The organism is Helicobacter sp. MIT 05-5294 (assembly GCF_000765675.1).
Lineage (GTDB): Bacteria > Campylobacterota > Campylobacteria > Campylobacterales > Helicobacteraceae > Helicobacter_D.
Genome location: NZ_JRPA02000023.1, coordinates 1 through 24,412 on the forward strand (window position 1 = coordinate 1; position 24,412 = coordinate 24,412).

Annotated in this window: 27 protein-coding genes; 6 read left to right on the top strand and 21 right to left on the bottom strand. The window is 37.6% G+C overall.

Annotated elements, in window-relative coordinates; translation table 11 throughout:
- Window positions 1-97: 97 nt before the first annotated feature.
- Genes LS69_RS09015 through LS69_RS09040 form a run of 6 tightly spaced genes read right to left on the bottom strand, consistent with a single transcriptional unit; the run spans window position 98 to window position 2,153 of the window.
- Window positions 98-322 (bottom strand): hypothetical protein, encoded by a 225-nt coding sequence (locus LS69_RS09015; protein ID WP_052100545.1) that lies wholly within the window; start codon window positions 320-322, stop codon window positions 98-100.
- Window positions 301-498: a hypothetical protein gene (locus LS69_RS09020; protein WP_034374057.1), complete on the bottom strand. Its 198-nt coding sequence runs from the start codon at window positions 496-498 to the stop codon at window positions 301-303. The genes LS69_RS09015 and LS69_RS09020 overlap by 22 nt, the downstream gene beginning before the upstream one ends.
- A 22-nt stretch (window positions 499-520) precedes the next feature.
- Window positions 521-889: a hypothetical protein gene (locus LS69_RS09025; protein ID WP_034374060.1), complete on the bottom strand. Its 369-nt coding sequence runs from the start codon at window positions 887-889 to the stop codon at window positions 521-523.
- Complete coding sequence (locus tag LS69_RS09030) at window positions 886-1,275, bottom strand: phage holin family protein (RefSeq protein WP_052100546.1); 390 nt, start codon at window positions 1,273-1,275, stop codon at window positions 886-888. The genes LS69_RS09025 and LS69_RS09030 overlap by 4 nt, the downstream gene beginning before the upstream one ends.
- Before the next feature lie 12 nt (window positions 1,276-1,287).
- Window positions 1,288-1,566, bottom strand: a complete 279-nt coding sequence (locus LS69_RS09035) for a hypothetical protein (protein ID WP_034374062.1) — start codon at window positions 1,564-1,566, stop codon at window positions 1,288-1,290.
- Between the two features lie 2 nt (window positions 1,567-1,568).
- The gene (locus LS69_RS09040; RefSeq protein ID WP_034374065.1) at window positions 1,569-2,153 is read right to left on the bottom strand and encodes a DUF5675 family protein; all 585 of its coding nucleotides are present in this window, start codon (window positions 2,151-2,153) and stop codon (window positions 1,569-1,571) included.
- Window positions 2,154-2,276: 123 nt separating this feature from the next.
- On the opposite strand from LS69_RS09040, the gene LS69_RS09045 reads away from it, so the two are divergent.
- On the top strand, window positions 2,277-3,140 hold the full coding sequence (locus LS69_RS09045) for a HipA domain-containing protein (RefSeq protein ID WP_034374068.1): 864 nt from the start codon (window positions 2,277-2,279) through the stop codon (window positions 3,138-3,140).
- Window positions 3,133-3,879 carry an HIRAN domain-containing protein gene (locus tag LS69_RS09050; RefSeq protein WP_034374071.1) on the top strand — a complete coding sequence of 249 codons (747 nt, stop codon included), beginning with the start codon at window positions 3,133-3,135 and terminating at the stop codon, window positions 3,877-3,879. Before LS69_RS09045 ends, LS69_RS09050 begins: the two co-directional genes overlap by 8 nt.
- A 7-nt stretch (window positions 3,880-3,886) precedes the next feature.
- Here the strand turns inward: LS69_RS09050 and LS69_RS09055 are convergent, their stop codons facing one another.
- The 9 genes from LS69_RS09055 to LS69_RS09085 form a co-directional block, all read right to left on the bottom strand.
- Window positions 3,887-10,951, bottom strand: coding sequence for a PBECR2 nuclease fold domain-containing protein (locus tag LS69_RS09055; RefSeq protein ID WP_138091467.1), 7,065 nt, complete (start codon window positions 10,949-10,951; stop codon window positions 3,887-3,889).
- 154 nt (window positions 10,952-11,105) lie between these two features.
- A complete protein-coding gene (gene dnaG / locus LS69_RS09060; protein WP_052100535.1) occupies window positions 11,106-12,734 on the bottom strand; it encodes a DNA primase in 1,629 nt (542 codons plus the stop codon).
- A gap of 90 nt (window positions 12,735-12,824) precedes the next feature.
- The gene (locus LS69_RS09065) at window positions 12,825-13,106 is read right to left on the bottom strand and encodes a hypothetical protein (protein ID WP_034373923.1); all 282 of its coding nucleotides are present in this window, start codon (window positions 13,104-13,106) and stop codon (window positions 12,825-12,827) included.
- Window positions 13,099-13,473 (bottom strand): hypothetical protein, encoded by a 375-nt coding sequence (locus LS69_RS09070; RefSeq protein WP_034373921.1) that lies wholly within the window; start codon window positions 13,471-13,473, stop codon window positions 13,099-13,101. Before LS69_RS09070 ends, LS69_RS09065 begins: the two co-directional genes overlap by 8 nt.
- A 14-nt stretch (window positions 13,474-13,487) precedes the next feature.
- Entirely contained in the window at window positions 13,488-14,267 is a 780-nt protein-coding gene (locus LS69_RS09075) for a helix-turn-helix domain-containing protein (protein WP_052100534.1), read from the bottom strand.
- A complete protein-coding gene (locus tag LS69_RS10535) occupies window positions 14,264-14,452 on the bottom strand; it encodes a hypothetical protein (protein WP_034373918.1) in 189 nt (62 codons plus the stop codon). The genes LS69_RS09075 and LS69_RS10535 overlap by 4 nt, the downstream gene beginning before the upstream one ends.
- 9 nt (window positions 14,453-14,461) lie before the next feature.
- Window positions 14,462-15,616: a DnaB-like helicase C-terminal domain-containing protein gene (locus tag LS69_RS09080; RefSeq protein WP_034373914.1), complete on the bottom strand. Its 1,155-nt coding sequence runs from the start codon at window positions 15,614-15,616 to the stop codon at window positions 14,462-14,464.
- A gap of 1 nt (window position 15,617) precedes the next feature.
- Complete coding sequence (locus LS69_RS10540) at window positions 15,618-15,776, bottom strand: hypothetical protein (protein WP_158621841.1); 159 nt, start codon at window positions 15,774-15,776, stop codon at window positions 15,618-15,620.
- A complete protein-coding gene (locus tag LS69_RS09085) occupies window positions 15,776-16,834 on the bottom strand; it encodes a site-specific integrase (protein WP_138091474.1) in 1,059 nt (352 codons plus the stop codon). The genes LS69_RS10540 and LS69_RS09085 overlap by 1 nt, the downstream gene beginning before the upstream one ends.
- 619 nt (window positions 16,835-17,453) lie before the next feature.
- On the opposite strand from LS69_RS09085, the gene LS69_RS09090 reads away from it, so the two are divergent.
- The 3 genes from LS69_RS09090 (at window position 17,454) to LS69_RS09100 (ending at window position 18,964) form a co-directional block, all read left to right on the top strand.
- Window positions 17,454-17,660, top strand: a complete 207-nt coding sequence (locus LS69_RS09090; RefSeq protein WP_138091053.1) for a hypothetical protein — start codon at window positions 17,454-17,456, stop codon at window positions 17,658-17,660.
- 282 nt (window positions 17,661-17,942) lie between these two features.
- Window positions 17,943-18,206, top strand: coding sequence for a hypothetical protein (locus LS69_RS09095; protein WP_138091056.1), 264 nt, complete (start codon window positions 17,943-17,945; stop codon window positions 18,204-18,206).
- A 494-nt stretch (window positions 18,207-18,700) separates the two neighbouring features.
- A complete protein-coding gene (locus LS69_RS09100) occupies window positions 18,701-18,964 on the top strand; it encodes a hypothetical protein (RefSeq protein ID WP_052100557.1) in 264 nt (87 codons plus the stop codon).
- Window positions 18,965-19,399: 435 nt separating this feature from the next.
- On the opposite strand, the gene LS69_RS09105 is transcribed toward LS69_RS09100, so the two are convergent.
- Entirely contained in the window at window positions 19,400-19,636 is a 237-nt protein-coding gene (locus LS69_RS09105; RefSeq protein ID WP_052100558.1) for a hypothetical protein, read from the bottom strand.
- Between the two features lie 645 nt (window positions 19,637-20,281).
- On the opposite strand from LS69_RS09105, the gene LS69_RS09110 reads away from it, so the two are divergent.
- Window positions 20,282-20,494: a hypothetical protein gene (locus LS69_RS09110; protein ID WP_034374472.1), complete on the top strand. Its 213-nt coding sequence runs from the start codon at window positions 20,282-20,284 to the stop codon at window positions 20,492-20,494.
- A gap of 19 nt (window positions 20,495-20,513) precedes the next feature.
- Here LS69_RS09110 and LS69_RS10545 read toward each other — a convergent pair whose 3' ends face one another.
- The 5 genes from LS69_RS10545 to LS69_RS09125 all read right to left on the bottom strand — a co-directional run bounded on the left by LS69_RS10545 (window position 20,514) and on the right by LS69_RS09125 (window position 24,184).
- A complete protein-coding gene (locus tag LS69_RS10545; protein WP_158621837.1) occupies window positions 20,514-20,666 on the bottom strand; it encodes a hypothetical protein in 153 nt (50 codons plus the stop codon).
- Between the two features lie 201 nt (window positions 20,667-20,867).
- On the bottom strand, window positions 20,868-21,452 hold the full coding sequence (locus LS69_RS09115) for a helix-turn-helix domain-containing protein (RefSeq protein ID WP_052100559.1): 585 nt from the start codon (window positions 21,450-21,452) through the stop codon (window positions 20,868-20,870).
- Window positions 21,439-21,855, bottom strand: coding sequence for a hypothetical protein (locus LS69_RS09120; protein WP_034374368.1), 417 nt, complete (start codon window positions 21,853-21,855; stop codon window positions 21,439-21,441). Before LS69_RS09120 ends, LS69_RS09115 begins: the two co-directional genes overlap by 14 nt.
- Window positions 21,855-22,010: a hypothetical protein gene (locus tag LS69_RS10550; RefSeq protein ID WP_158621838.1), complete on the bottom strand. Its 156-nt coding sequence runs from the start codon at window positions 22,008-22,010 to the stop codon at window positions 21,855-21,857. Before LS69_RS10550 ends, LS69_RS09120 begins: the two co-directional genes overlap by 1 nt.
- A 419-nt stretch (window positions 22,011-22,429) precedes the next feature.
- On the bottom strand, window positions 22,430-24,184 hold the full coding sequence (locus LS69_RS09125; protein ID WP_138091460.1) for a hypothetical protein: 1,755 nt from the start codon (window positions 24,182-24,184) through the stop codon (window positions 22,430-22,432).
- Window positions 24,185-24,412 lie beyond the last annotated feature (228 nt).

Sequence of the window (24,412 nt, forward strand, 5' to 3'; positions counted from 1 at the left end):
GCGGTTTTAAGTATTTTTTAGGGGTGAGCTAGACTAAAGTCTGCGATATTCCCCTAAAAAATACTTAATCCACGCAATGATTACCCAAAGCTGAATGCTACTCCCCCCTGCAAAAACTCAAATCCTTCTCCAACCCCTCACTATACATCAACACCTCTTTTAAGTAGGCGATAATATTGTCTTGCTTTTTGGGTCTTTGTCGCTTGGGAATGTCGCATTTTGTAGGGATTAGCACTTCTTTATACACCACTCTAGGCTCTGCACACGCGCTAAAGACAAGAGCTATCACCAAAAAAGGGATTATTTTGTATGGACCTTGCAAAATCTCCCCTTTTCATCTCTCCTACACAAAATGACTTCTTCCTGCGCGCTGGAATTTTGGCAAATCTTTTTCGTAGGCTTTGAGCGTGTAAGCTCTGCTACTTGCGCCCTTAAAGACAGAATCTCTTTTTTTAGCTCTTTTATCTCCTGCGGGAGAGATAGAAAGTCTTTAAGCATTTTTACTCCTTTTATAAAAAACTTAATAATATTCTTTGACAAGCAAGGTTATCTCATCATCTATCATCTTATTAAGTGTGTGTGCGTGTGTGTCTAGCTCTTTTCCGCTGTAAGTGTGGGAGAGGATAACATATCCTGTCTTTTTTATGTCATCAACTACTGCCTTTGCTCTTACGCGATAAAGTGTGGCATACTCCATTTTTGCTAATCTCTTTAAATACTCATTTTTCTGTTCTTGAGTGTAGTGATTATGATTTAAGATACTCACCATATTGTGCGTGAATAGCAAATCAATCGCGTTTTTATACTTAAAATATATTTCTATATTTAAAGCAATACTGCACACAAGGATAAAGCCTATGACAAATCGGATAATCTTTGTAAGCCTCATTCATTCTCCTTTGTGCTTTGTGGGTTTGGTGTCTCGCGCTCTTTAGCCTTTTGTGCTTTTTTATCTTGATCGCTCATTCCGCCGTTGTTCTTCAGCGCGATAATCTTTTGTATGTATTCAAGAGCTTTATCAATCCCAAAGAATCCTATCGCCGCGCTAATCCCTACTTTAGCCAGATATGGCAAATCTGTCGCGCTAAGTATCGTGTAGGCAGTAAGGGCAATAAAAGCACTCGTGCAAACGATTTTAAGCGCGTAAAGTTTGCTGGGCTTTTTCTCCTCGAGGTTAAAATAATTCACTATCCCGCTAAGTATCCCCACGCACGCTACAGGTATCAACTCAATATAATGCTCGACATTAGGGAATAGATATAATAATGTGTCCATTTAATCGCCCTTTCATAAAGTCAAAATTTTTGCAAAAAACAATGTCCAACCGATCACCACTCCTCCCCAAAAGAGCTTATGTATCGCGACAAAAAAAGACTTTTGTTGGGGAGGCATATTGCAGTGATATTTACCGATGACAAACCACCTAAAGAGAAAAATCGTGCGTCTTATATGAACCCTAAGGCTATCTTTAAAACCAAAAGCCCTAAGGTAAAGAAACACCGACAAACACACGAGCACCAAAACCATAATGCCAAACGCAATCAAAAAACTAAACCAACTATTCATTTTTATCCTTTTATCTCTCTGACTACAAGCCCTCTGATATTCTCAATACCGACTTTTTTCACAAAGTCAAAGAAATCTTTACACGCTTCGATGCTATTATGCACTGTGCCATTACCTTTAGACTTACCTAACAAAATACACCCTTTGGTATCTTGCGGATAATTTCCTACATGGATTAAAATACGCCTACCTGCAAAAGATGGCAAATCCTTGCTCTTTAGCCATAAAGCTGTATTGATAAACTTAGGATCATTCATCCACTCTTTAATAAGCTCTTTATTATTCTCTGCTTTCCATTGCGGATAAGTTCTAGCTAAAGAGGCATTTTGACATGTATTTGTCCATTCTAACTGATACTCACGCGCTATAATACGTTTGTCTTGTTTTGGTGTGTCTGTGCTAGGTCCGATATTCTCACAAGTAAAAAAGTTTAGAATCTCACGCCCTGCACTTGTCTCATCTTGATGCTCATAAACACTAAGCACTCCTAAGGTAGAATCTTCGATTTCTCCCACTATTTGACCATTTTTAAGTTTTTTAATATCCTTATGCTCGGATTTTCTTTGCAAAACGATAGTGTAAAACATTTATCACTCCTTGCCTTTTTTATTTTTAGGCATTGTGCAATAAATTAAAATTTTAAAAAAGGGTTAATTTAAGTAAAAAATGCTATATTATTCAGCTATTTTAGGAGATTAATTTATTTTAAAATGTTGGAATTTGATAGTAAAACATTAGTTGAGCCACTAGGGACAAAAGAAAAATTTTGGACATTTAAGGAAAATACAAAATATCTTTTTAAGATTGGTAGAGAAAATACAGATGAAAATGTCAGTGAAAAGATTGCCTATGAAATTGCAAAATTGATACAATTGCCTTGTGCAGAATATAAACTTGCTCTTTTTAAAAATGGCATAGTGAAAAAGGGTATTGCGAGTAAGAATTTTCTCAATGATGATTCTAGGTTAGTTTTAGGTAATGAATTGCTGGCTAAATTTTTTAAGGATTATCACAAAGACAAAAGATACAAATTAAGAGAATACACTATTGATAAACCTATTATATTGTTTTATTCGTTTGATAAAGAGATGTTGGAAAAATTTGTAGGCTATTTGGTATTTGATATGCTTATTGGCAATACCGATAGGCATCATGAGAATTGGGGAATCATCTATGACGCAAAGAAAAAATCTTTTACACTTGCTCCGAGCTTTGACCATGCAGCGGGTTGCGCTTCAAAGGTAAGCACAGAAGAAGCAAAAAAGCGTTTAAGCTCAAAAGATAAGAATTATACTACTTCTACATTTTGCAAAAAAGCAAGGACACCTTTTTACAAAAACAACAAAAAGCTTAGCACTTATGAAGTGCTTGATGAACTTTTAAAATCAAAAAGAGAGATAAAATCTATCGTATCAGAATGGATAGAAAAAATTTCAAGTGTTTCACAAGATAAATATCATAGAATCTTGAATAAAATACCGCAAAATTTAATAAGTGGAGAAAAAAAGGAATTTGTGCTTAAAATGCTACAAATCAATATTCAAGCACTTAAAACAAAGGAAACAAATGAGTAATATCAATCTAGCAGTATCTTGGCAAGCACCAAAAACGCGCAAATGGATTCCGATTGGGCACTTAAGCTACAATAACCAACAATATGAATTTTATTATACCAATGGCGTGAAAGAGGCGCAAGAGCAAGGATTCTATCCTTTTGCTAGAATGAATGATTTAGAAAGTCTTTACACCTCTGAAGATGTGTTATTGCCTGTATTTGCAAATAGGCTTTTATCCAAAAGTCGCCCTGAATACAAGCTTTATCAGCAATGGTTAGGACTTGATGAGCATAGCACGCCACTTGATGAGCTCGCTAGAAACAACGGCATTCGCGCAACTGATAGCATTGAACTTTACTTGATTCCAAACGACAAAAAAGAGTATAAAATTGATTTTTTTACACATGGTATTAGCCACCTTATCCCAAGCTATCAAAAGAGAGTTAAAAGCCTTGAGCCTAAAGAAAAACTTTATTTAATGAGAGATATTCAAAATGAATACGATAGTGATGCCTTACTCATTCGCACAAAAGACCCTGTGGAGATTGTGGGCTATGTCCCGCGAATCTATGCAGAAGATTTGGCTAATCTTATCCACTATGATAATATCTGTAATGTAACCCTTAGGGTAAAACAAGTCAATCACGATGCACCGATGCAATTTCAGTTACTATGTGAATTTTGCGCAAAGATTCCAAACAATTTCAAATCAAGTTTTGAAAAAAAGGAATATTTTAGTAAGTATCAAGCTTATTAAAGTTAGATTATTTTAAACTTGGATTCTTAAAACTCATCGGATTTTTAAGGTTTCTGTCAGAGTAGAATGTTATAATTTCTTCCGTAGCGGAGGGCAGGAGTGAGTTGCCACCGCTGCTTTCTTGCAAGTCATTAACAACTACCCGAAATTTCACACCCTCTTTATCTTGCCATTCATAGAGCCTTGCTCCATTGGAATCAATGAAAGGGTCATGATATTTTGCTATATATTTACGAATGTTTTTGCCAAGATTTGCGACTTCTTGATGTGTTACATAGCCTTGTTGTTGTGTATCTGTGCTGTGAGATAATTTTATATGCACTCCCCCTTTTCTCTTTGTGCCTCTCTCCAACACAATTGCCTCGTCAATCTTTTCTAAATCCTTATAAACCTTTGTGGCATTTTTGCCATTATAAGCGACATTATAGATGCCCTTTTGCTCTCTTTGCTCAAGCTTACTAAGCATTGCTTTAGCCTGTGCGATTCTGCCTTTTTCATTTTTGACAATATATCTAGGCTCTAAAGTCTGCAAAATGGGGTATTTTGCTTTTGCGCTTTCAAAGCCTAAAGCTAAAGCATTGCCTAGCTCTTTTACCACTGCTTCTTTTAGTTGTGGATTAGCCTTTAAAGTTTGAAAGCCCTTTGCTACTGCCTTACTCCCTACTGCTGCTCCTAAGAATCCTAAAGCAAACTTACTAGGATCAAAGGTGAGATTCCCACTCTCGTCTTCTTCTACTCCTGCAAGGCTTCCTCCTACTAATCCACTGCCTATGTGTGGGTTGCTTTGGATTTTGCTTTGTGGTATAATGTCGTTAGGAGTTTTAGGCAGAATCTCGCCTAAGTCATTGTGTGGAGATGTATATAAACTTCCACCACCTCCTTTTTTCTCATACGCTGTTACTATCCAATTATTTGTTTTTTCGCCTTTCCAATTATCTTTAACACCTATAATATAATTTTGTGTTTCAATCCTTAAGCGTCCTTTGTCATCTTTTTTTAACTCCCCTCTCTCCACTATCTCGCTAAGCTCTCGTGCAATGTCGCTAAACTCTTTTTCGTGTTTGTCTAAAATATGCTTTAGTCCAAACTTAGAATCCCCCCATACCAAATCAATCTCACCATTTCCGCTAAGCTCTTTTAAATCCTCTCTATAAAACGCCCCTGCAACTTGTCCGCTAAACTCGTTAGGGTCTTTAAATAGCATTTGCCATTGATAATATTCGTCAATTAGCTTGTCTATCGCTCCCTTACCATCATGGTAAAACTCCGCATAGTTTGTGCCAAAGGCGGGGTTGGGGTGGAGGTTTAGAGATTCTTGTAATTTATTTCTTATTTGTTGGCTAACATCTTGCTTTAAAGCTTTAGCTCCTAAGATTTTATCTCTTAAAAAATTATATTCCAAAGGATTTAAATCTAATGTTTCTAAAAACTCTATCTTGAACTTCTTGTTTTCTGATAAATGATTCTCAAATCGTGGTATAATGTCATTTTGGTTAGATGAAAGAGGCTGTTTTGCTAGTGGTTCATCTGTAAAATCATCACCGACAACGGTCTGATGATTCCCAAGCTTTTCGTTTCTCCTATCTTTGTAAGCAGTGATGATAAAATCGTTATTTTCCCTTTGCCCTAAAACCAAAGTATGTTTTTGCGTTTTAAGTGTGTATTTATTATCTTTTGCTTTTTCTAATACGCCTCTCTCCACTATCTCGCTAAGCTCTTGTGCAATGTCGCTAAACTCTTTTTCGTGTTTGTCTAAAATATGCTTTAGCCCAAACTTAGAATCCCCCCATACCAAATCAATTTCACCATTACCGCTAAGCTCTTTTAAATCCTCTCTATAAAACGCCCCACTCACTTGCCCTTGTTTTTCGTGAAGTAGCTTATTTATCGCTCCTTTGCCATCGTGGTAAAATTCTGCATAGTTTGTGCCAAAGTCTTTTATAGGGTGAATGTCAAAGGCTCGTTCAATCTCTGCTCTAAACTCTGCTCCATTTCTTAGCTCTAAATCTCTTGAATAGGGAGCATTTGCTGCTGCATATCTTTTTAGTAGTATAATGTCTTTTTGTGCTATTTCTATCTCGTGCTTAAAGCTCAAAGAATGAGGGTCAAAAAGATATTTTCTGAAAGCTTTAAGATAATATTCATTCCCCCTTTTGTGCAAAAATTCTTTAAGATTCTCAGGCTTCATAGCTTCTTCCGCTCCGCTGAAAATGTCTTCTAGCTTTGTTTTACTCTGTGCTTTAAAAAACTTCCGATAGGGCAAATCCTCGCTAGGTTCTGGAATATCATAATATGCCTTTTTGGCTTTGAAGAGTAGCTCTTGATAAAGCTCTCTTTCTGCGAAATTTGCATCATAATTTTTTCTTGCCACTTCTCCTGCACTACTTAGCTTTTTATCCAAAATGCGGATTCTATCCTCGTATTGTGCGATTTGTTTTTCTAGCTTTTGTTTGGCTTTGCTTTGTGGTATAATATCATTATCGGTTTTCTCAATAGGCGCAACATTAGCGGTGCTGTTGTCTTTAGTGAGAGAAAATTGCCCTTGCTTGTCAAGTTTGCCCGCTATTTGATTTTTGGGCAAGGGGTCAAGACTTTCAAGCTCTATGCTATAAATCTTTTTACCTCTCTCTATGGTTTCCTTTAGCGTTATAAGTGCGTTTGCTGGTTTTTCATTTACTGATACTTCTTGTATAAAACGATAGATTTTTACATTTGGGTCGTTATGTTTTAAATCTTTAGTGATTTTTTGCAAATCTGCATTTTCAAAAATCTCTTTTACCGCACTTGCTACCTTAAAATGTTCATCTCTTGTATATCCGTTAGCCATAGACTTTTTAACTGCTTCAGAGCTGGACATTTTTTTAATGCCTTTATTGGATATTTGCGCACTATCGCCTGTTTGCTTATTGATAATCTCTCTATTGAGATAAGGGCTTAGGGCGTCTTTTAGCTCTTTTCGTAAGGTTGCGATTGCTTGAGGTTCTTTGGTATGGTAGGTGAATGCTTCTCTAGCTCCCGAATAAGATTCCACTCCTCCGCGCTCTTGGCTGTGGCTTCCTGATAGAGGATATAAGGTATCAGTATCGCTATTGCTAGAGTGATCAAGCTTAGAATCGTGAGTAATGCTATTATCATAAGTTCCCTTTCTTTGTGGTATAATGGCGTTGTCAAGTTTGGTATTAGATTTAGCTATATCATCGTAAGCCTCGTTAGCGTTAATCTGAGCGGGGGCTTGTCTGTCAAATATCACTTCCCCGCCTTGTGCTACTTTATTATTAAGTCCATTTTCGCTTTTTGGTGCATTACTTCTGACAATCCATTCTCCGCTTTGATTGCGGCTCACGCTTGTAAAATACTTTTTGTCGTTAAAATCTTTTGCAAAAATAATCGTGCTTTCGTCTTGTCTTATGATTTTGTCGGGTGTTTCTAAAGTGGGCTTAATTCTGTCTAAATATTTCAAGCGATTTTCTTTAATAAGCTTCACTAAACTCCCGCTTTTAAGGTGTATCTCTCCACTAAATCCCTGCTTTTCCAACGCCTCTTTAGCCTCTTGTGCAATGTGTGGGATAAAATCCTCATCTAAACTTTTAAGATTAAAAGTCTTGAGCCATTGTTCTTGCACTTCTTTGGTAAGTATTTTTTCATTACCTTTTTTGTCGTTAAAAACAATATTTTCTAGCTCTTGTGTTGCCTTAGAATCTTGAAAAGTTTTTGATTCTGCTTCCCTTAGCTTAGGCAATAACGCTATAAGCTCACTTGTTTGTTTGCTGCTTTGTCCTTCAGAGATAAGGTATTGCACAAAGTCATAAATATCTACTGCACTCAAAGGTTTGCCCTCACTTAAAAGTGTGGGCTGGGTTTGTTCTTCTAGGGCTTTGGGAGCATTTTTGAGACTTTCATACAATGCGGTGCTTGGGTTTTCTTGTCGCACAAACTTTGCTAGGGCTACACTAAGCGCATCACTGATAAGATGCTTTACCTTATCACTATCAAGGGCTAATATTGCCTTTTGTCCTTCCTCTCCTGCGTTAAGAAAATCATTGATCGATATATTGAGGTTTTCTAAATCAAGGGCGCGGGTAGAGTGCCTCCTGCTCACATTGAGTATGCTCTCACTCAAATACGCCCTTAAATCAAGGCTGGGTAAAAGCTTGTTTTGACTAAGGTTATAAAAGCTCCCTGCATTATCCACAAACATATTGATAAGCTTCACACGCTCATCGGGGCTGCCTTTGATAGAATCTAGCGCACTTATAATATCTGCGTTTTTGGCATTGGGTGCGATGTGTGCTAATAATGCGAGATTGGTATTAAAAGTATCTAAGCCTCCGCCTTGTTTGTCTAAGATAGAGGCGACAAAGGATTTAAGCTCATCGACATTCTCACTCTCTATATGTTGGGGGAGATAGGACATATTTTGCTTGAAGTAGGCAAGGTTTGATAAAGCCTTTTCACCCATTGTAGATTCTCTGCCTTTATTGGAGCTAAAGGCTAGGGAGAGTATGTCTTCTTGGCTGACATTGTCATTCACTCTACGCACGATCATTTGTGTCGGCTCTAAATCAATGTGTAAAAAGTCTTTGACAGATTCTCTATATCGCAAGGCTTTATCTTGGTGTTGTGGTGCGTCAAGTATGGTCTGTAAGCTTAAGGCTCTGTGATTGCCTGCGATCACTTGTCCGTCTTTGGTGATAATAGGTGCTCCATCTGCGCCTCCCTCTCTGGGGATTAGTAAATCGGGATTAAAGTCATTGATAATATTTTGTATGACTTTTTCTTGTTTGATGACTCTGCCTTGCGTTTGGCTTCTCTCAAAAATAGGCACAATATCATGATAATCAATGATGACATATTGCGCGCTCAAAGCGGGTGTGTCATCGCTTAGGATAATCTTTGTGTCTCTGATAGGTTTATAGGGGATAGATTCTCCTTGTGAGAGTGCGACTTCATCGATTCTTTTATTGAGGTTTGCTTCTTTTTCTTGCAAGATTGCTTCTTGCTTATGTTTGGTTTCAAGGTATCTCTGCTTGGATTTGGATTCTTCTTGGGCTTTTGTGATTTCTGATTGTATTATCTCATCTGCACTTTGAGGCTTGAGTAATTGCTTTTTATTGCGCATATGGTTGATAAATTTTTGCTCAATGTTATACTTTTCAAAATCGCTTAGGGACTGATTGATTTTAAGCTCATCATAGCTACGAGCTTGTGAGGGCTGCATATCGCTTTGGATATAGATATTATCAAAGCTGTCTTTGTGGATAAGGAGCTTTTTACCATTGGATAAAGTAAGGCTAGTTTCATCAAGGTTAGTGTGTTTGCTCCATTGGAGTTTTTGGGGTATAATGGGGTTAGCGGTTGTGGATTTATTAGCATTTGCTAAGGCTGTGGCGGGTAGCTCATCTCCACTATGAGTCACGCCTCTTATTGAATCTGCCTTATTTATCTGCCTTATCACCTCTCTCTTTTTGGTTGTTGGAATGCCTGTGATTAATAATTTATCTTCTTGTTCTGTGATCAAAACATAAAATAGCTTTTTATCATCACCTATAAAGATTTTTATATATCCTTTTTTTTCACCTTCTGTAAATTCTATATTCGGACGCTTTAATGTAGGTTCTATAAGATTTAAATATTTTATTCTATTAAAGCTATCATTTTTTGATTGAATATGTTTTAAAAAATTTGATTTATTTATAACTTGCTCTAATCCTGTTTGCAAAAACTCTGCTTTGCTGATAGTTTGAGGGAGATGTTCGGTCGCGAGGGTATCTAGGCTTTGTATAATCTGCGCTTTTAGTTCATTTATAGCCTTTACCTCCACAAGCTCATCACCCTTTAAATTGGATAAAGTAAGGCTAGTTTCATCAAGGTTGGTGTGTTTGCTCCATTGGAGTTTTTGGGGTATAATGGGGGTGTCGGTTTTAACAATAGACGATTCGGGGCTTTTGTCTCCACCTTTAGTTTCTTGTAGTGAGTTAGAACTGCCCTTGCCGGTGCTTTTATTTAAGGGTGTATCTGCACTTTTAAGGCTTGGGATTAATTGTAGCTCTAAGCTATAAAGTCGCTTTTGATTTTTGTCTAAGCTTTCTTTGAGTGTGAATAAAACTCCCTTATCTTCAAATTCAGAATCTAAACGATGAATCTTGACATTGCTATCCCCGCTTTTGTGTGGTTGTGTCTCTCTTAATCGTGCATTTTTGTATATCTCTTTTATATTCGCTACCGCGTTTAAATGCTCATTCCTGCTAAATCCATTATCCACACTCTTTTTTATCGCAGTATCACTAGTCATTTTTGAGAAAGAGTTTAGGCTAAAGGTCGCTTCTATGCCATCGCTACTTTTTAAAGTGTGATTAAGCACATTTTGTGCATTGAGATAGTCTTTGAGTGTGGTTTTGACTTCTTGAGTTTTGGTGTTACTAAAGTCAAAGGCTTTAAACTTTTCTTTTTCCTCTTTTGTGCGATAAGTTTTATCTAACTCTTGGAGTTTTTGGGGTATAATGGGGGTGTCCTTTAGTGAATGTGCATTTGCACCATCGCCTTGTTCCTTTATGGAAGTGTGGTAGTGAGTTGGCGGCTCCACTGCTAAAGGATTCTCTATTTTTATGTCTTTTGGTCTTATGTCTCTTTTTGTGAGATGCACAACTTCGCCATTCTCTTTTTTTACTCCCATTTTGCCGATTTTCTTTTCATTAATGATTTTAGCAATCATCGCGACATCTTCCCTATTATTAGGCAGAAAATGCGTAGGGTTATTTTTAATTTGCACAAACAATTTATAAACATCGCTTGGCTTTTTAAACATTTCGGGGTGCTTTTGAGCTAAAAGCCTCAAATCCGCAGAAATCTCCTTATTTTGAATGCCCGCTATATCCCTTACCCACTCTTCTACCTCTCCCCTTACATTCAGTGGCAATTCCGCCTCTTTAGGCATTATAGCGATAAAATCATCACCCTTTAAAATAGCATCAAAGCCTTTGTGCTCTAAAGATTGTCGTATGTCTAAAAGATGTTGAGAATCTAACCCTAAATGCTGGGCTAGACTAGATTGTAATTTGTTCAAACAATACATTTCTTAGCGACTCTTTGTATATTTTCTTGAAAGGGTATAAAAGTTATGAGTGAAATAAAAGGGTTAAAAGACGCAGCAGGAAACGACAAGGTCAAAAGGAGAGAAAACCTACTGCGTCAAAAATAGTAGCAAAGGTTGGCTTTTTTAAAAAGGGTTAAAACAAAAAATTAAGCTTTATTTCTGCCTTACACGCTAATATATACTCTTGCAGTGCGCAAATACTAGGTATGTCTTTATTTTGTTTGGCAAGGGCTTGTTTGACTTTGGCATGAGCGATGTTAAATTCCATTATCTCATTGTAAAAGGTGTTTTGATGCCATTGCTGGGCATAATCTGTATTTAAAGCGATTTTTAGGGCTTCTTTGCTAAGCGTGTGTGTCTCAAAAAATGCGCTCAAGTCTTTTGCGTATTCTTGGGGTATCGCGCTTAAGTCAAGCTTTTCTTTTGCGATAAAGGCAAGCTCTTCATCATTATAGATACCATAAAGCAAAGCAAGGATTCTGCTATGATTGGGCTTGGTGATAGTTTTGCTTAAAAAATACTCTTTGGGGATTTTGGTAAAGCTACTGATAGTCTTAAGGAGATATTCTTTTTGATAAAAGTTTGATTCATTATCTATGAGGCTTTTGCAATAAAGCACTATCTCATCTTTTTCTTTGGGGCTTTGCGCTGCTCGTAATAGCGTCAAAATAAGATATTGTATGATAGGAATAGCCCTAAATAAAGAGGAGTAATCATAGGATTCTTGCTCTTGAATCCGCCCTTTGGTCTGCTCCAAATAATCCCCTATATCTTTGTAATCGCCTTTAAGGATTAAAACATAGCTCGTATAAATGCGATGCTTTAATAATAACTCTATGGCTCTTTTTGTGGCTTGTTGCCCCGCGCTGTCTTTATCAAAGCACAGATAGAAGCTTACCTCTTGGCATATTTTGATAATAGTGTTTAAAAAGCTTATGTTTAAGGCTGTCCCGCATGTGGCTATGGCGTTTTTAAAGCCTAATTTATGCAAGGCTATGGCGTCCATATATCCCTCTACGATAATGGCTTGTTTGCTCTTACTGATTGCACTCTTAGCATGGGATAAAAGATAGGGGGTAAGGGATTTTTTAAAAAGGTGGCTTTCTTGAGAATTGATATATTTAGGGGCATTTGTGAATTTCGCATAAGGGTGTGTGCGTCCGCTCAAAGCGATGATCTTATGCGCGCTGTTTCGTATCGCAAAAATGATTCTGTGAGCAAAAGGCGTATAAATACTGCCTGTTTGTCGTTTTTTAAATATGCCTAACTCTAGGGCTTCTTGCTCTGTAAATATCTGTCTTATTGTGGCTACCTCTGGCATCAAACCTATGCTAAACTCCGCAAAATCATCGTGGGTTAAACCGCGATTAAAAAGATATTGGCTTACCTGGCTATTAGCTAGGAGTGCGTTTTTAGCATAGGTAAAAAGTGTCTCGTATTTTTGGGTGAGTGTTTTGTAATTATCCTTTTTCGTATAGGATTTGATAGTCTCAATCCCGCAAAGCTCCGCGACTTCTTCTACCGCTTCGTTAAAAGAAATATGCTTGTATTCTTGGATAAAGACAAAAACATCTCCGCTTTTGCCACAACCAAAACAAGTAAAAATCCCCTTGCTCTCACTCACAACAAAACTCGCGCTTTTTTCATCGTGAAAAGGGCAGTTTGCTTGGTGGTTCGCTCCTGCCTTTTTGAGCGGGATAAAGCTTGAGATAATATCCACTATATTGGCTTGGGCTTTGATTTGTGCGATGTTTGTTATCATTTACCTAGCTCCTTTTGTGATAAAACTTCGCTAAAAAGCTGTGAATCTGCATAGATAAGCAAATTATTCTCTTTCTCATATCTCAAGTAATCACAAACACACATAATCAAATAAAGATTTTTGCTCATATTGTGTTTTTTTGCGGCTTTTTTTAATTTTTTTATATTTACCTCTCTCAAAAGAAATTTCTTTCTTTTTTTTAGGCATAATGTGTCGTTTAGCCTTTTCATATCCTTCCTCCTTTCCGTATAAAGACCGCTCTACGATGATACTCCTGCTCACATTTAAATATTGCGATAAATACTCAATGGTGTGCAGAATCTTACTATCAAGATAAAAGCTACCGGTATGCACCTTTGCATTTTTAGGCATAGTGTAGCCCCAAAGTTTGGATAAAGCTCAATCCTAACGCATTAAGCCGACTTTGGATAAAAAAGTTTTTCAGCAGCTCCTCTTCTTCATATCGCGTCTTGGTGAAGTCTTTAATCTTGTGATTTTTCGCTTCAAAGTCTGCCTGCTCTTGCACACATTCAAACAAAAGTCTGTAAAAATCATTGCTGTAAATGCGCGATTTTTGATAGGTGGAGAGCTTGACTAAAAACACTTGCAAAAGTCCATTATCTTCAGGCTTTTGATGATCTATCTTGCGCAAAAAGATTGCCAGCTTTTGCACGGCGAAATCATTAAGTTTGATGCGCTCATCGCTCTTGATTGCATTTAAAAAGTCATTTTTATCCATTTAAGCCTCCTTTTTTAAAGCTCTAAGTTGGCTAAAGCGTCATTTTGCTTTGGTTTTGCATAGGTGGGGTAATGGAGCTTGCGTGTAAGGCTTTTATGCGCACACATTATCCCACTCCACCCACGATTAATACACAAATCCACGCATTCCCTTAGGTCTGCACCGACATTTTTTAAGCTCAAAAAGTCCTTTGTGATGCTTATCATCGTGCTTTTGGCTACAAAACCTTTTTCCTTGCGATAGCTTATAAAGTCATAGTAAGCTTGTTTTTCCTGCGTATTGAGGTGAGAGAGCATTTCATCTTGCGTGAGCTTTTGGGACTTTGGCTTTTTAGTATCGCTAAATTGCCTAAAAGATTCCATAACGACAAAAAGCAATCTTTTGCTATAGTCTTTGTTATTTATAATATTATTATTTATTATGTCCTCATTTTTTCCGCATACGGGTTTTTTGTTAAACGGATAAGATTGGCTGTGCTCTTGTATTTCTTGGATATTTTCTATCTCTAGGTTTTGGCAAGAATAGCTAAAATTATGCGTAAATTTGCCTTGAGAATCTAGCTCTTGTTTGAAGGTGATAATGTTCGCATTGACTAGCTCGTTTCTGTATTTTCTCGCAGTATTTTCAGAGATATTAAGGAGCTTTGCCAAATGCGCAATATTAAGATTCCACTCTTTAGGGAAACTTAGTATCAAAGTATAGAGCATTCTCGCTCCGATACTAAGGCTAGAATCCTTTATGACATCGTTTGGAACGATAGTAAAATTTTGGGTGATTTTTGTTTTGTGTATCATGATAAACTCCTTTTGTGATGGTGATTCTCTAAATGCTCTTTTAAAGCTGCCTCGCATCTGCTTGCTCCTATATGGACGCATATATCTACTAATTTTCCGTCATAGCGGTATATGTAGTTATTAAACACATAATAATAAGCATTGTTATAAGACGCGTTTTTGCCTTGTATCATATTGGCTTTCATACTTCCTCCTTAAAAAATCTCTGGCAAATCTATTTCTGTTAAATGCTCTCGCTCACTTTGGCTTGTGAGAGAGTAAAATTTACCTTTTGTGCTGTCAAAAGCGACACGCTCTTTGTAGTGCTTACCTGTCTGTTTGTTTTTCTTTAAAATGACAATCCTTGAATCCTCACTAAATTCTCTTAGGTTTGCATTCTCCGGCTTGTCATGCTCTATGCGGATAATGATACTCGCCTCATGTCCGCCCTTTTTACTGCCCATAGGATTATCCCTATCGCCTTTGCTTGTTTGCACGATAAGAAATACAAGGATATTGAGGCTATGACACAATTTAGCAAGACAAGAGAATTTAAGGCTTTCTTCTTCCTCCATATTGCGTCCATTTGGGCTAACGATGCGCATTTGAGAATCTATAAGAAATACTCTCACCCCTTGCTTGTAAAGGTTTTTAATATTTTGGGCTATTTGGTATATCTCATAGCCATTGTCCAAGATGATCATATTGTCTGCTTTTATGGTTTTATCTTGGGCTTTGCGTTGGAGATATTGATGTATAGGAAATTCAAAGCTAAAGAAGCATATTTTATTATTTTTAGCGATGTATTCTAAGATTTGTAACCCCAAAGTCGTTTTACCCGCTTCAGGATCGCCACTGATAAGCACTAATTGAGCGACATCAAGCCCTCCATTAAATACAGAATCCAAAAAATCAATACCCGTTTTAAAGCTTGGCATTTTGGGAGCATTTGCATAAAACTCTTTCCATTGCGATAATGTCCTGTAATTGGTTTGTTCAATGCTAGGCATCACTTCTTCTAAGGTAAGCAAGGTATTATTATCACTCGCCCTTAAGAGAGTGAGGGCTGCTTGCCTTTGGGATTCTAAAAGGTAGCTTTGCACAAAGGGTGCTGCAAGGTTTTCCACATTGGGATTAGGCAACGCACTTAAAATATTTAAAAAATTCTCATCTTGAGAATCTTTCACACTTAAAGCATTGGCAAAGCTAGAATGACTTAAGGCATTTGCTTCTTGGAGAGTTTCTATAATATTTAAAGCCTCTTTGGCATCATCACTGAAACATTTTCTAGGACACACATTAAAAAAATCATTCATCTTTTCGGGGTAGTTTATAAAACTACTCAAAATCTCACACTCTAGCTCTTTCATTTTACACCTCACTTTGAGAGATTGATATATGTATCTCTTGCTCATGGAGGCAGTGTATGCAAGTGCAAGTGATGGTGATTTCGCTTGGTGTGCAAACATCATCATCAAAAATAGTGATGTTTTCTTCCCCACATAATGTGCATTCGTAGCAAATTTCCATTATATGCCTCCTTGAAACGCATCATCTAAAAATGTTGCGCGCTTTTTTGCTTGAGGGAGATATTTGACATAATAATCAAGCGTAGTGCTTAAGGATTTATGTCCTAGCATTGCGCTTATCCACAGAATCTCCTCATTGTGCGTAAGCATAAGGGTCGCAAAGGTGTGTCGGGTCTGATAAAGTGGGCGTTTGGCGAGATTTAGAGATTCAAGTAAAGTATGCCATTTGAATAAGGCATTTTCGGGGGTAAAGGTGAAAATCATTTCACTTCTCTGTGCCGTAGTTTTGTGTATGCGCTCCAACTCCAAAAGGGCGGCTTTGGCTAAAGGGAGCATATCTATATAACGGGATTTGTGCGTTTTCGTGGAAGTGATGACTTTCCTTGCGCGCTCTTGGGATTTGCACACACAGATTTTATCATTTTCAAAATCCACATCATCAAAGGTCAGTGCGAACAGCTCTCCTGTGCGCATACCTGTAAAAATAGCCACTTGCAAAAAAAGCTTAAAATAGTGATCTTGGCAAACGGACAAAATGAGCTTGATTTCATCGAGGCTAAGAGGTAGGATTTGTCTTTGTAGCTCTGCCTGATTGATGTGCTTTCTAAATCGTATCGGCTTTATGTTGAGCTTGTGCGTATCTTTCGCAAAGGTGATAAGTCTGTTGAGAAAATTAATTTTTGCAGAAGCAGTATGATTAGCTTGTGCGTAGGCTTTGACTTGCTCTTGCGTGATAAGTCTTAAATCTTTGCTCCCAAAGTATGCAACGATGCTTTTAAGGTTGGATTTGTATTTGAGTAATGTTTGGTGTTTGAGATAGGGTTGCTCATCAAGGAATGCCTCGCCTATCACAGCAAAAGTAAGCTTCTGTTGGTGTTGTTGCTTATTTTGCCCCAGATATTCATAGACAAGATTCTTGCCCTCTAGTAAGACTGTAGCGAGATTTTCTTTTGTCGCTCGTAATTTTGTGCTAAAACGCAAGCGTCCCACATCTGCCAATGTCGCATCTATATAAATAATATCGTTCCTGCTGTAGGAATTGATTTTGTGTATTTTCATTTTTTCTCCTTTTTTGATTGGTCTTTATCCCCATTCCCGCATTTATATGCAACACAAATACCCCACATAAAGGCTGATAAATGGCATAAAGTGATTTTGTGATTGTTTTGTGAAATGTTTTGTGTTTTGTAAAAAGTGTAAGTTTGTAGTGAGATAGAATGTAGCCAAATCCTAAAGGTGTAAAAATCATAGCAAACACAAGCGGAAGTCTTATGCTTTTGACTGCTAAGATACCAGATGCCAAAATTGCTTATAGCCTTAAAATTCTCTTTTAAATAATCCCATGTTGGCTTATCGCGCTTTTGTTTTGGCTTTGAGTGAAATTGCGCTTATGTTTCACCCTCTAAGGATTAGTAAATCGGGATTAGTTTAGCTTTAAGCAAATTGCCTTATATTTTGGCACACTTTTTGACACACTTAAGGTGGGATTCTATCCCCCCATAAAACTAAAAAATGTCCTAAAATACCTTGAAGCATAAGCACTTAGAGCAAAAAACACTACCACTCTTAATAAAATACGGAGATACAAACATACAGGAGGAATCTAAACGATTAGATTCTAAAATCTCATTACAAAAATGAGATCTGTCATTGCGCTTGTGTATTCGAGGGTTTTATTATGCTAAAAATTCCTATCACAAAGGGATTTGGCACACTTTTTGACACACTTGTAAAAAAACACGACCTTGCAAAAAACAAATTTAAAACAAAATCGCAAAATATTAGCGTATTTTTCAATTTTTTGCAAATTTTTGCAAAACACACAGCAAAGCCAATCAGCGCGGGTTTTGTCAAGGTAACCCCGAGACAGATAAAGCTACAATAGGCAAGACAAGCAAAGCGCGATTCAAAAAGCCCCAAACTTGAACCAAATAAAATTTGAGCGAGCAAGTAGCGCAATATGAGTGAATAGGAGGCACAGAGCGAGGATAATGACCAAGAGGAAAGCTTCAATACGCTTATATCCCTTAAGGCGATGGCGCAAGAGCAAGAAAGCGGGAATACAGCGAAGAGAGGGATTATCTAAAGCCAAGAGGAAGCTCAACATACCATCTCCCTTCACCCTTTTTTGCATTTTTGCACACCGCGCTTAAAAAAACGCTTTTGTTTGCAAAATATCTCACAAATCACCACAAGGCAAGTATCTTTAAAAGCAATCCCCACGCTGGTTTTGAGGATTTCGCGCGCCCTCTCAAATGTGGGGGGGGGTCAAAGGGCAAATGTGGGGGGGGGCATTTCAAGGCGTGAGGTGTGCGGGATTCAGTGTAGGTCAAAGGGCAAATGTGGGCAAAATGTAGGTCAAAGGGCAAAATGTGGGGAGTTGAATGTGCGCGTGCAAACGCACAAAGTGAGGCGCAAATGCAAAGTTTGAGCAAATACGCGAGAAAGCACTCAATAAAGAGGATTTTTTAAACAAGCAAATTTCATCACTCCTTAGATTCTAGCTTTTCAATGCGCTTACGCAAGGCATCGACATAAAACACAAGCCCGACTATCACTAGCACTTCGGCGATTTCCGCTACATATCCGATAATTTCACTCATTTTTTACTCCTTTTATGGTAGAATAGCAACAGATGAAAACGATAGGGGGCTTATCGCCCCTTATCCTAAGCTATCCACTGGATTATCTTAGAGATGATATAGATTAAAGTCGCCACTTTAACCATAATATCTAAAGTTTTCATCTTGCTTTGCTCCTTTCTTTGGATTTGTTTTTACCTTTTAAGTAAAAACATACCATAATTATATACTTTTTTGATGATATTGTCAAGAGTGATATTACTTTTTTAATATATTTTTTACATTTCTATTTACTCTTTAAGTAATTTTTGGTAAAATGTTTTATAAACCAAAGGAGTAAAAAATGAATAAAAAAGATTTTGATGCCAAGCTCAAGAGTCTCGGCATTTCACGGCAAGATTTTTGTAATATGACAGGGTTAGCCTATAGTTCTGTGGCAAATTGGAAAGATGAGAGCAAACCTATCCCTATTTGGGTGGATAGTTGGCTTGAGAACTACAAACTCGCGCAAAAATACAAAGTCATTGAGGAGCTCGTGATTGACAAACTTAGCCAAGATTTTAATGCAATGACCAAAAAGGCAATTGCCGATAGGAATAAAAAATAGACACACCTCAAATCTCAAAAGCCATTTTGCTAAAGAAGCTACGCTTTAGCTAACACTTGCGCCCACCTAGTCCTTTTTATCCATTTTAAACACCTTATAGCTTAACGCACAAAGCCACAAAATAATCACACCAAACAATACATTTTCTAGCATTTTTACTCCTTTTATGCTAAGATTATAGATACACAAATGCCTATGGATTTAAGGGAGGTTTCCTCCCTTTGCCTATCCGCTTAGGATTTTAATAATCCAAAGGATAATGGCTACAAGTCGTGATAACTTGATGATTAAATCTAGCCATTTCATTTGTGTATCTCCTTTCTTGAATTTCAAAACACTTTATTTATGTTTTGATAAGATAATTATACACTAATTAAGTGTTAAAGTCAATAGTTATTATATATTATTTATGTTTTTAGTAGAATAAAAACACTTTTAAAGTGTTTTTGCAAGAATTTTTTTAAGAGTTCTGAAATCTTCTAGCTCTTCTTTAAGTTTCAAATTCTCAAGATATAAAGCAATAGCAAAGCTAAGTGGTTCGCTTATTTTATCTTGTCTTGCTGCGTTATTGAGCGCACTCTCGCTATATCCGATGCACGACCCAAGCTCACGATAAGTCAATCCTAGCTCTTTGCAAGTCTTTTTAATGAGATTCTCACTATCTTTCATTATCATATCCTTTTGTGTCATTATATCGCAAAAGCCCTAACTTTTAATTTTATCCTTTAGATTCTTTACTTCTTTTTCAAGCCGATTAAACCTTTGCACTCAATGCACAATGGGAAAGCAAAAGATGAAAAAAGGGGCTTAAAAAACCCCTTAAGCTAATAATTGCAGTTATCAAGCAGATTAAAGCAGTGATTAACTCGAGCACATCACTAGCGTTCATCTTTTGCTCCTTTAATCCTCCTTAGATTCTAACTTTTCAATGCGCTTACGCAAGGCATCGACATAAAACACAAGCCCGACTATCACCAGCACTTCGGCGATTTCCGCTACATATCCGATAATTTCACTCATTTTTACTCCTTTTATGGTAGAATAGCAACAGATGAAAACGATAGCGGGGCTTATCGCCCCTTACTCTAAGGTATCCAAGTGTGGATTATCTTAGAGATGATGTAGATTAAAAATGCGAGTTTAATCATAATATCTAAAGTTTTCATCTTGCTTTGCTCCTTTCTTTTGGATTTAAATTAACTATTTTAGTTAATTTATGATATAATTATATATTATTTTAATCATTTTGTCAAGGCTTTTATAATTATTTTAGTTATATTTTGTTATATTTATAACTATAATAGTTAAAGGAATTTAATGAAAAACACAGAATTTGAGCAAAAACTAGAGTCATTAGGGCTTTCTAAAAAGGAATTTACTGCTATTGTGGGAATGCCTTATCAAACGCTAATGAATTGGAAACAAAAGGGAGAAACACCTATTTGGGTGGATTCGTGGCTTGAGAACTATAAAAAAGCACAAAATCTTGATGCGCTCCTTGCTTTGATTGATAAATGCAAAGAGCATTAATTTACTCTTTGCAAATTCATTAATCCTCCCTAGATTCTAAATCTTGGGCGGTTTCTTGTGTTTTTCGCGTTGGCTTTTTGCGACTTTTAAGAGAGTTTGCTTTTCGCACTTCGTCATTACCGCTTAGGTAACTCCTCGCGCTCAAAGCTTCACAACTCTTAAAATCCCTCAAAAAATCCCTCCGCGTGATTCTTTGGATTTTTCTTTAAACTTTTCAAAAATCTTTACATTCCAAAAAAACGCTTAGCATTCTAAGATTCGCGGTATTGCTTGGGCGGTTTTAAGTATTTTTTAGGGGTGAGCTAGACTAAGGGTCTGCGATATTCCCCTAAAAAATACTTAATCCACGCAATGATTACCCAAAGCTGAATGCTTATTGCTCTATGATGGATTTTAGCTCGGCAATACTCAAACTCGCCAAATCGTTGGTGTTTTTCTCCTCGCTGTGCGTATTTTTACCATAAATCGTCTGCTGCATATCCATAAAAAGCCGCGCGGTCTTTTCCGCACACAAAATCAATGTCGGCTCATTTTTAATATCGCCCTGCTCCCTTTGGTAATTGAGCATTCTTAGCATACTATCCTTAGCGATGATCGCGCTTAAGGCGATGTTTTTTTGGATATAGTTGAGATTCATTGCCTTGAGCAGCACTTCATCGGTGCTTGTCTCTAGGAGGTTATTTTCTACAAGTTTATCAAGGCTTAGCTCCCCCAAATTCGCCCTGATTTCATTTTTTATCTTTGCTTGGGCGATGTCAATCACCTTATTTGCATTATCCTTAAAAACCGCTTGTTGCGTGATATGGATATTTTTTATCGCCCCTCCCCGCTCCCATTTTTCGGTCTTTATCCAGTGCATAAGCGTCCGATAAGAGATATTAAAATGCGCCGCGGTGTCTTTGGGGCTCATATCGTGCGTGAGGTAAAATCCTTTGATTTCATTCTTATTTGCAATCATCGTGCCTTTCTCCCAAAAGCTCTGCCATTTTCTTCATAAAATAAGGGGGGCAAAGGGTAAAATCCCTACTCGTATTAAGCTCATAAAGCTCTACAAACGCTTCTATAAGCTCCCTTTGAGGATAAGGGATACCCTTGAAACTCTTTTGCTGTAAGTAACGATCTAAATCTTTCACGCATAAAGCCTTAAAGTCATATTTCTTAAGGCACGATTCTATAGGGGCTACCCCCTCCCCCTCGTAGATAAAAAGCTCTTGTTTGTTCTCAAGGAGTGCCCTTATCCTTGGCGTAAAGGTAGGCAAATGGGTGCTTATATCAGGCTCTAGCGCAATGATGCTTTCTATCTTGTCATAGCGATTTTTAAAAAATATCTTTGTAGGCTTTGTGCTTAGGACTTCTCGCATTATTTTTTCTCAAAAGGTGTTTTGTAGTTGTCTTTATCTTTTATCTTAGTTTGTGCTTTGCGCCCTTTGTCATTATCATTAAAAATCGCATTCCATATTTTTGCCCCATCAGTGCCGTTTTTGAAGCCATCTGCCATTTGTTGCTTTTTGCTCACCTTTTTACTCCTTTTGCGTAACTTTATATTAATAAATATATTAAAAAGTGTGTTATTTTTAAAGGGTTAAAAATTTCGCGTTGGCTTTTTTGCGACTTTTTAAGAGAGTTTGCTTTTCGCACTTCGTCATTACCGCTTAGGTAACTCCTCGCGCTCAAAGCTTCACAATTAAAAAAATTCATCAAAAAATTCCTCCGCGTGATTCTTTGGATTTTTCTTTAAACTTTTCAAAAATCTTTACATTCCAAAAAAAACGCTTAGCATTCTAAGATTCGCGGTATTGCTAGTGGAGCTTTAGCAAAATTTTAGGGGTGAATAAGGCTAGTGCCTATGAACCCTTAAAATTTTGCTAATCTCTGCTATGGATACCCAAAGCTGAATTGCTCTAAAACCTAAAAAATACTTAATCCACGCAATGATTACCCAAAGCTGAATGCTCTTTTCAGATCCTCCTCTATTCTCTCATCTCTCAACTCAACCCCCACTTCCCCCGTCTCCAAATCCACATACAAAACTCCATACCCTCCCTTTGTATCAAGCACACCGATACTCTGTGCGTATTGTAAAAACATAATATGCTCTCTGTATTGCTCCATTATCTCCTCTGACACAATACCATAAAATACCCCTTTATATTCACTCAAATACCATACTTTGAGCTCCTCATGTATGAGCATTTTTAAAATATCTCTCTCCTCACTCATTTGCTGGATAAACGCCCTCTTATACCCCAAAAACACCTCGCCTTGCGTATCAAAATAATCCCTCTCTTCGCTGTATTCCCCGCTTTCTTGCTCTTGCGCCATCGCCTTAAGGGAGATAAGCATATTTAAAGCTTCCTCTTGGTCCTTATCCTCACTCTGTGCCTCCTGCTCGCTCTCATATTGCGCTACTTCCTCACTCAAACCCCGCGTATCGCTGATGCTCATATCTTGTCTGCTTTCATAGCTCCTATCAAACCTATTAAAATAATCAAAATCCGCCCTTAGTGCGTAATTGTATCGCTCTAGCTTGTAAAGCATATCTTTGCTTTGCAGATAGGTATAAAGCACATTTTTATAAAAATCTATATCGTTATCATACACCGCTTGTATCCATTCACTCGCGCTGTAAGCTGTGCGCTTGACATAAGGCTCATACTCATCGATAATAAACGCACAAAGCTTGGCATACCCCCTTTGCAGTCGCTGATTATGGAGGGTAAAATAATTTTTCTTAAACGCGCTGTCATGATCGAGCTTTTTAATCTGTGCTTGAGGGATATAAGGATTAGCGTTATAGCCCTTATTTCCCGCTTCTGTATAGTGTGCGCGATTTTGTATCTGCTCATCGATGCCCTCTTCTTGAGGCTCTTTTGCGTCTTTAGGGAGGAAATGCTTATAAGGGGTAAAGCTCTGCGTGGGGCAAAAGCTCTCACTCCCTGCGGCTTCGCTCATATATATATCCCCACTCGCATAGATTCTTATCCCGCTAAAAAGCTTCGCACTCTCTCCGATGTATTTTTTATGCCTAAGCATATCATTTGCCCTTGCATTAAGGCTCACGCTTAATTTTTCGCTGAGATCTAAGGCATTGATATGATTAATCTTTGTCTTATCATACATATCTTTTAGCTCTAAGATGCGTAAGGTCATATAGGCTATGAGTGAGCCATACCACGATGTGTAAGCGACAAATTTCACTACATACGCCGCCCACCCTGTAAAAGGTATCGCTTTAAGGGCTTCAGAGGCGATAAGGACTATAATTTGGATAATCGCTTGATTGAGCCAGCTCTGCCTTATTTCATCACTGACTAGATGCCATACATAGCCTGTCTCTCTCGTGGCTCTGTGCATCGCCAAACTTTCACAAAAACTCCTTAAGCCTTTCCTATGCACTTTGACATTATTCTCATCAACCCACTTTACCCACCCTATGCTGCCTTTTAAAAACTCTCTCTCTAGCTTCTTTTTGGTCGCGCTTAGAGTGTTGTTTGCTTTTGCCTCTTGATACATAAATCGCTGATCATTGCTTAGGGTGATAGTCCTTGTGCTATCATTCAAATCACACACCTTTAAGCCCTCTTGCCTTATCACCTTGAGCGCGGCTTCAAAGTATTGCTCGGTGTATTTGTTCCTTAGTCGGTAGAATTTTGAGCCGTTGAAGTAAGCGGTAGGATTCCAAAAACTCATAAATACTCCTTTTGCAAATTAAGATAAATTCAGTTTTGAGCGACTAATAAGGGAATGCTGCGGCTTACTCATTGCAACGCACACTAAGTGCGTCTCATTTCGCTCTCCTTGCATAACCCTTATTCCTTATTCCAATTAAGATAAATTCGTCCTTGCGGTTAAAATCCTTGATTGCTGCATTCGCATTGCGGTTACGGACGCTAAGTCCGCTCCCTTATGCTCATTTGC

What these genes read in the sequence shown, in the direction of transcription:
- LS69_RS09020 (WP_034374057.1), bottom strand. Translation starts at nt 498, where the DNA reads ATGCTTAAAGACTTTCTATCTCTCCCGCAGGAGATAAAAGAGCTAAAA.
- LS69_RS09025 (WP_034374060.1), bottom strand. Translation starts at nt 889, where the DNA reads ATGAGGCTTACAAAGATTATCCGATTTGTCATAGGCTTTATCCTTGTG.
- LS69_RS09030 (WP_052100546.1), bottom strand. Translation starts at nt 1,275, where the DNA reads ATGGACACATTATTATATCTATTCCCTAATGTCGAGCATTATATTGAG.
- LS69_RS09035 (WP_034374062.1), bottom strand. Translation starts at nt 1,566, where the DNA reads ATGAATAGTTGGTTTAGTTTTTTGATTGCGTTTGGCATTATGGTTTTG.
- LS69_RS09040 (WP_034374065.1), bottom strand. Translation starts at nt 2,153, where the DNA reads ATGTTTTACACTATCGTTTTGCAAAGAAAATCCGAGCATAAGGATATT.
- LS69_RS09045 (WP_034374068.1), top strand. Translation starts at nt 2,277, where the DNA reads ATGTTGGAATTTGATAGTAAAACATTAGTTGAGCCACTAGGGACAAAA.
- LS69_RS09050 (WP_034374071.1), top strand. Translation starts at nt 3,133, where the DNA reads ATGAGTAATATCAATCTAGCAGTATCTTGGCAAGCACCAAAAACGCGC.
- LS69_RS09055 (WP_138091467.1), bottom strand. Translation starts at nt 10,951, where the DNA reads ATGTATTGTTTGAACAAATTACAATCTAGTCTAGCCCAGCATTTAGGG.
- dnaG (WP_052100535.1), bottom strand. Translation starts at nt 12,734, where the DNA reads ATGATAACAAACATCGCACAAATCAAAGCCCAAGCCAATATAGTGGAT.
- LS69_RS09065 (WP_034373923.1), bottom strand. Translation starts at nt 13,106, where the DNA reads ATGCCTAAAAATGCAAAGGTGCATACCGGTAGCTTTTATCTTGATAGT.
- LS69_RS09070 (WP_034373921.1), bottom strand. Translation starts at nt 13,473, where the DNA reads ATGGATAAAAATGACTTTTTAAATGCAATCAAGAGCGATGAGCGCATC.
- LS69_RS09075 (WP_052100534.1), bottom strand. Translation starts at nt 14,267, where the DNA reads ATGATACACAAAACAAAAATCACCCAAAATTTTACTATCGTTCCAAAC.
- LS69_RS10535 (WP_034373918.1), bottom strand. Translation starts at nt 14,452, where the DNA reads ATGAAAGCCAATATGATACAAGGCAAAAACGCGTCTTATAACAATGCT.
- LS69_RS09080 (WP_034373914.1), bottom strand. Translation starts at nt 15,616, where the DNA reads ATGAAAGAGCTAGAGTGTGAGATTTTGAGTAGTTTTATAAACTACCCC.
- LS69_RS10540 (WP_158621841.1), bottom strand. Translation starts at nt 15,776, where the DNA reads ATGGAAATTTGCTACGAATGCACATTATGTGGGGAAGAAAACATCACT.
- LS69_RS09085 (WP_138091474.1), bottom strand. Translation starts at nt 16,834, where the DNA reads ATGAAAATACACAAAATCAATTCCTACAGCAGGAACGATATTATTTAT.
- LS69_RS09090 (WP_138091053.1), top strand. Translation starts at nt 17,454, where the DNA reads ATGCTAAAAATTCCTATCACAAAGGGATTTGGCACACTTTTTGACACA.
- LS69_RS09100 (WP_052100557.1), top strand. Translation starts at nt 18,701, where the DNA reads ATGAATAAAAAAGATTTTGATGCCAAGCTCAAGAGTCTCGGCATTTCA.
- LS69_RS09110 (WP_034374472.1), top strand. Translation starts at nt 20,282, where the DNA reads ATGAAAAACACAGAATTTGAGCAAAAACTAGAGTCATTAGGGCTTTCT.
- LS69_RS09115 (WP_052100559.1), bottom strand. Translation starts at nt 21,452, where the DNA reads ATGATTGCAAATAAGAATGAAATCAAAGGATTTTACCTCACGCACGAT.
- LS69_RS09120 (WP_034374368.1), bottom strand. Translation starts at nt 21,855, where the DNA reads ATGCGAGAAGTCCTAAGCACAAAGCCTACAAAGATATTTTTTAAAAAT.
- LS69_RS09125 (WP_138091460.1), bottom strand. Translation starts at nt 24,184, where the DNA reads ATGAGTTTTTGGAATCCTACCGCTTACTTCAACGGCTCAAAATTCTAC.